General features: G+C 55.5%; 4 protein-coding genes. All 4 read right to left on the bottom strand.

Annotated features, from left to right (window positions below):
- Positions 1-132 precede the first annotated feature (132 nt).
- Positions 133-2,019 (bottom strand): propionate--CoA ligase, encoded by a 1,887-nt coding sequence (gene prpE, locus A31E_RS20430; protein ID WP_016248397.1) that lies wholly within the window; start codon positions 2,017-2,019, stop codon positions 133-135.
- 39 nt (positions 2,020-2,058) lie between these two features.
- On the bottom strand, positions 2,059-3,510 hold the full coding sequence (locus tag A31E_RS20435; RefSeq protein WP_016248396.1) for a bifunctional 2-methylcitrate dehydratase/aconitate hydratase: 1,452 nt from the start codon (positions 3,508-3,510) through the stop codon (positions 2,059-2,061).
- A gap of 33 nt (positions 3,511-3,543) precedes the next feature.
- A complete protein-coding gene (prpC, locus tag A31E_RS20440) occupies positions 3,544-4,713 on the bottom strand; it encodes a bifunctional 2-methylcitrate synthase/citrate synthase (RefSeq protein ID WP_001285922.1) in 1,170 nt (389 codons plus the stop codon).
- A gap of 162 nt (positions 4,714-4,875) precedes the next feature.
- Positions 4,876-5,766 (bottom strand): methylisocitrate lyase, encoded by an 891-nt coding sequence (prpB, locus tag A31E_RS20445; protein ID WP_001515833.1) that lies wholly within the window; start codon positions 5,764-5,766, stop codon positions 4,876-4,878.
- Positions 5,767-6,000: the final 234 nt, after the last annotated feature.

Below are 6,000 nucleotides of genomic sequence, written 5' to 3'. Positions count from 1 at the left end.
GTTGTCGGATGCGGCGCGAGCGCCTTATCCGACCTACGGTTCAGACCTGTAGGCCTGATAAGACGCGCCAGCGTCGCATCAGGCATCACAGCACAGTTGTCGGATGCGGCGCGCGACGCGTCCGACAATACCTTACTCTTCCATCGCCTGGCGGATCTGATCCAACGACGCGGGATCATCAATGGTCGTCAGATCCCCCGGATCGCGTCCTTCGCAAATAGCCTGGATCGTGCGGCGCAACATTTTTCCGGATCGCGTTTTCGGCAACTGCGAGACAAACCAAACGTGCGCCGGGCGGCCAAAGTTGCCAATCTGGCTGTCCACCAGCGCCATAATTGCCTTTTCTTCGGAGTGTGCCACCTCGCGGTCTTCCAGACTGTCGCTCTCTTTCGGAATAACAAACGCCACCGCCACCTGCCCTTTCAACGCATCTTTCACCCCTACCACCGCCACTTCGGCAACGCCAGGATGACTGGAGATACTCTCTTCAATCTCGCGCGTGCCCAGCCGATGCCCGGCAACGTTAATCACATCATCAGTGCGCCCGAGAATAAAGTGATAGCCGTCAGCATCGCGGATACCCCAGTCAAAGGTGGCATATACCGGACGGGAAAACAGCGACCAGTATGTCTTCACAAAGCGGTCGTCGTCACCCCAGATAGTCTGAATACAGCCCGGCGGCAGCGGCCCTTCCACCACCAGCATCCCTTTCTCATTCACGCCGCACGGTTCGCCAGTAGCTTCGTTGAGCAACTGCACATTGTAGCCATACATCGGCACGCCGGGGCTTCCCAGACGCGTCGGCCTGTCGTCCAGGCCTCGAGCAATCGCCATAATCGGCCAGCCGGATTCGGTCTGCCAGTAGTTGTCGATGACCGGCACATCCAGCGTATTGCTCACCCAACTGGCGGTCGGTTCATCCAGCGGTTCTCCTGCCAGATAGAGCACTTCCAGCGACGAGAGATCGTGTTTACGAATTTCAGCAGTAGGAAATTTTTTCAGCACGCGAATAGCGGTCGGCGCTGAGAACATTCGGCTCACCTGATATTTCTCGACAATTTTCCACCACACGCCACAGTCCGGCCAGGTCGGCAACCCTTCGTAAACAATGGTCGCCATCCCCGCCAGCAGCGGTGCGTAGACAATATAAGAATGCCCCACCACCCAGCCGATATCCGACGCGCAAAAGAACACACCGCCCGCTTTGCCACCAAAAATGGTTTCCATTGAGGTTGCCAGCGCCACCGCATAACCGCCGACGTCACGCTGCACGCCTTTAGGTTTTCCGGTCGTGCCGGAGGTGTAGAGAATGCAGGAAGTTTCGTTAGATTCCAGCCAGGCGACCGGCACCCGCGCGCCGATGTGCTGATGACGCAACGAAGCGAAATCAACATCCCGCCCGCTGACGCGCGCCATTTTCGCCAGCCCGCGATCCACCAGCAAAACGTGGCGTGGTTGGTGCTGCGCCTGCTTTATCGCATCATCGAGCAATTTTTTATAGGGAATGATTTTGCCGCCACGCGCCCCGGCATCTGCCGAGACAATCAGCACCGGTTTGGCGTCGTCGATTCGCGCCGCCACGCTGTGCGAAGCAAATCCACCAAATACCACCGAGTGAATAGCACCAATCCGCGCGCAGGCCAGCAGGGTAATGTGCGCTTCGGCAATCATCGGCATATACACCAGCACCCGATCGCCGCGCTGCACGCCCAATGAGCGCAACATTGACGCCACCGCGTTCACTTCGTCATATAACTGGCGAAAGGTAAACGTGCGCTCTTCTTCTGTTTCCGAAGAGACGGCAATCAGCGCCAGCGCCTCTGGCTGTTTCTCCAGCCAGCGGTCGACGGCGTTGTGGCACAAATTGGTTCGGCCTTCACAAAACCAACGGGCAAACGGCGGATTGCTGTGATCGAGCGTTTGCGTAAAGGGCGTCTGCCAGTCGATACGCAGGGCCTGCTCGGCCCAGAACTGCTCCGGTTCGTTAATCGAACGCTGATAAAATTCGCTAAAAGACATAATGCTCTCCTGTTGAACTTACGCCTTACCGCCGTTTGCTTAAATCACGTACAGGTCGAGATACTCATTGACCGGCATCTGCTCGAGGCGAGTTCTGTCGAGAGAAACCGCCAGAATGTGCCGCTGCTGGCGAGTCGGGAACTGGCGCGCAAGGTTGATTTTGAATTTATCGACCAGCTTCGGAATGCCATCCTGACGGCGGCGGGCATGACCAATTGGGTACTCCACCACCACTTCTTCAAAGCGCGTACCGTCGGTGAACTCAAGGGTAATGGCGTTGGCAATAGCGCGTTTTTCCGGGTCGTGGTAGTCGGCAGTAAACGCCGGATCTTCAAAGCAAGTGATCTTCTCGCGCAGGGCGTCGATGCGTTTATCTTGCGCAACCTTGTCTTCGTAATCTGCCGCCGTTAAGCGCCCAAACAGCAGCGGGATCGCCACCATGTACTGAATGCAGTGGTCGCGGTCAGCCGGGTTATTGAGCGGCCCTTTTTTGTCGATGATGCGAATACAGGCTTCGTGGGTGCGGATGGTCACTTTTTCGATATCCGCCGCTGTTTTACCTGCAGCCTGCATCTGTTCATAAAGCGTCATCGCCGCTTCAACTGCCGTCTGGGAGTGGAACTCCGCCGGGAAGGAGATTTTGAACAGCACATTTTCCATAACGTAGGAACCGTACGGACGCTGGAAGCGGAACGACTCACCTTTGAAGGAGACGTCGTAGAAGCCCCACACCGGCGCAGTCAGGGCTGACGGATAACCCATTTCGCCGGTTTTCGCCATCAGCGCCAAACGTACCGCGCGGGATGTGGCATCGCCCGCCGCCCAGGATTTACGCGTGCCGGTGTTCGGCGCATGACGATAGGTACGCAGCGACTGACCGTCCACCCACGCCAGCGAAACAGCGTTGAGAATTTCCTCGCGGGTCAGGCCGAGCATTTCGGCCACCACGGCGGTGGAAGCCACTTTCACTAACAAAACGTGGTCGAGGCCGACGCGATTAAAGGCGTTTTCCAGCGCGATGCAGCCCTGAATTTCGTGGGCTTTGATCATTGCGGTCAGCACGTGCTTCATGGTCAATGGCGCTTTGCCGCTGGCGACCGCGTTGCGGGATAACCAGTCCGCCGTGGCGAGAATACCGCCGAGGTTGTCGGAAGGATGGCCCCACTCCGCTGCCAGCCAGGTATCGTTGAAATCGAGCCAGCGGATCATCGCACCGATGTTAAACGCAGCCTGGACAGGGTCGAGCTGGAACTGAGTTCCGGGGACACGCACGCCGTTAGGTACGACGGTGCCGGGGACAATTGGCCCCAGCAGTTTTTTACAGGCTGGATATTCCAGCGCTTCCAGACCACAGCCGAGGGTATCGAGCAGGCAGTAATGGGCGGTGTCGTAGGCCACTCTGGAACTGATTTCGTAATTCATGACGTAATCGACGATATCAACGATTTCACGGTCGAATTCCGGGCGGATGTTGTTGATTTGAGCTGACATTGGGTACGTTTCCTTATTGTTATTCGTAGAGGTTTACTGGCGCTTATCCAGCGCAACAAACTGACGGTCTTCCGGTCCAACGTAATTCGCGGAAGGACGGATAATTTTGTTGTCCTGACGTTGTTCAATAATGTGCGCCGCCCAGCCGGTAACGCGAGCGATGACAAACAGCGGAGTGAACATCTCAGTGGGGACGCCCATCATGTTGTAGGAAACGGCAGAGAACCAGTCGAGATTGGGGAACATCTTTTTCGTCTCCCACATCACCGTTTCCAGACGATCGGCGATGTTGTACATCTTCAGTGAACCGCCTTCCTGCGAGAGCTGCTTCGCCACACGTTTGATCACCTGATGGCGCGGATCGGCAATGGTATAAACCGGGTGCCCGAAACCAATGACCACTTCTTTGTTTTCCACGCGTTTACGAATATCCGCTTCGGCTTCATCCGGCGTTTCGTAGCGTTGTTGGATCTCCAGCGAAACTTCATTCGCCCCGCCGTGTTTCGGCCCACGCAGTGCGCCGATTGCGCCGATAATGGCTGAATACATGTCAGAACCGGTGCCCGCAATAACCCGGCTGGTGAAGGTGGAGGCGTTAAACTCGTGCTCGGCGTACAGCACCAGCGAAATTTGCATCGCCTTTTCCCAACTTTGCGACGGCTTTTCGCCATGCAGCAGATGCAGGAAGTGGCCGCCGATGGAGTCGTCATCGGTTTCCGGCTGGATGCGTTCGCCGTTGTGGCTGTAGTGATACCAATAGAGAAGAATCGAACTCAGCGACGCCAATAATTTGTCAGCAATATCCCGCGCGCCTGAGACGGTGTGCCCCTCTTTTTCCGGCAGCGTACAGCCAAGCGCAGAAACGCCTGTGCGCATGACATCCATCGGGTGCGACGCCGCAGGTAAGGCCTCCAGCACGGTACGCACGTTAGCCGGTAAACCACGCAGGGCTTTCAGTTTCGTTTTGTAGGCGGCGAGTTCGTCACGGGTCGGCAGCTTGCCGTGGATCAGCAGATGCGCCACTTCTTCAAATTCGCAATGTTCTGCGAGGTCGAGAATATCGTAACCACGGTAGTGCAGGTCATTGCCGCTTTTACCCACCGTGCAGAGCGCCGTATTGCCCGCCGGAACGCCGGAAAGTGCCACAGATTTTTTCGGTTTAATGACATGGGTACTGTTTTGCAGGATCGTTGTGTCGCTCATGTTGTCCTCGTCATTGTTATCATTTGTAGGGTCGGGATTGTTGTCGGATGCGACGCCATGCGTCTTATCCGACCTACAGTTCAGTGCATCCCGTAGGCCTGATAAGTCGCGTCAGCGGCGCATCAGGCATTGGTTGTCGGATACAACCAACGGGCGTTTGTTTTATTTCGCCTGACTACGGGCAAACAGATCGTCGAGCTTCTCTTCGTACTGGTAGTAGTTGATGCTTTCGTACAGCTCGTTGCGGGTTTGCATGGTGTCGATGACGCTTTTCTGCGTGCCTTCCTGACGCAGGACGTTGTAGACATGTTCGGCAGCGCGGTTCATGGCGCGGAACGCTGACAGAGGGTACAGCGCCATTGCGACATGAGCGCTGCGTAATTCATCGGTGGTAAACAGCGGCGTAGCGCCAAATTCGGTAATGTTGGCAAGGATCGGCACCTGCACCGCATCGGCAAACTGGCGGTACATGGCGAGTTCGGTAATCGCCTCCGGGAACAACATCTCGGCACCGGCTTCAACGTAAGCCTGCGCACGCTCAATCGCCGCGTCCAGCCCTTCAACCGCCAGCGCATCGGTGCGCGCCATGATCACAAAATCAGGATCGGTTTTCGCATCCACCGCCGCACGGATCCGATCCACCATCTCCTCTTTCGAGACGATCGCTTTATTCGGACGATGACCGCAGCGTTTCGCACCAACCTGATCTTCAATATGCAGCCCCGCCGCACCGGCCTTAATCATCGATTTAACGGTACGAGCGACGTTAAAGGCCGAAGAGCCAAAACCAATATCAGCATCGACCAGCAACGGCAGCGAGCAAACGTCGGTAATACGGCGAATATCGGTCAGTACATCATCAAGGGTAGAAATACCGAGATCGGGCAACCCCAGCGAACCGGCCGCCACACCGCCGCCGGAGAGATAAATTGCCTGATATCCGGCACGCTGTGCCAGCAACGCATGGTTAGCGTTAATGGTGCCGACAATTTGCAACGGGGTTTCTTTGGTGAGTGCGGCGCGAAACGCTTTACCTGGAGAGTGTAGAGACATAGCCCATCCTTTGTTATCAACTTGTTATTTCGTTGATAAACACAAAGCAAGGGCTGTGCCACAATTACTCAAATCAAACTAAGTATTAAATTTCAATGAGTTATTAAAATCACGCTTAATTAATCCGCAAATATGCGTTTCAGTTAACGTTTCAGACAATGTTTCACTGCGTTTCATTGCAACAATGATGAAACAAGTCTAAACCCAATATTCGGTTTCTTGATTTATGGCGCG

It is taken from the genome of Escherichia sp. KTE159 (assembly GCF_000408805.1).
Classification (GTDB): Bacteria; Pseudomonadota; Gammaproteobacteria; order Enterobacterales; family Enterobacteriaceae; genus Escherichia; species Escherichia marmotae.
The sequence above is the reverse complement of the archived record's forward strand: the minus strand, read 5'-3'. Positions and strand labels throughout refer to the sequence as shown.

Excerpts from the sequence above, each read along its gene's own strand:
- prpE (WP_016248397.1), bottom strand. The coding sequence starts at position 2,019 with ATGTCTTTTAGCGAATTTTATCAGCGTTCGATTAACGAACCGGAGCAG.
- A31E_RS20435 (WP_016248396.1), bottom strand. The coding sequence starts at position 3,510 with ATGTCAGCTCAAATCAACAACATCCGCCCGGAATTCGACCGTGAAATC.
- prpC (WP_001285922.1), bottom strand. The coding sequence starts at position 4,713 with ATGAGCGACACAACGATCCTGCAAAACAGTACCCATGTCATTAAACCG.
- prpB (WP_001515833.1), bottom strand. The coding sequence starts at position 5,766 with ATGTCTCTACACTCTCCAGGTAAAGCGTTTCGCGCCGCACTCACCAAA.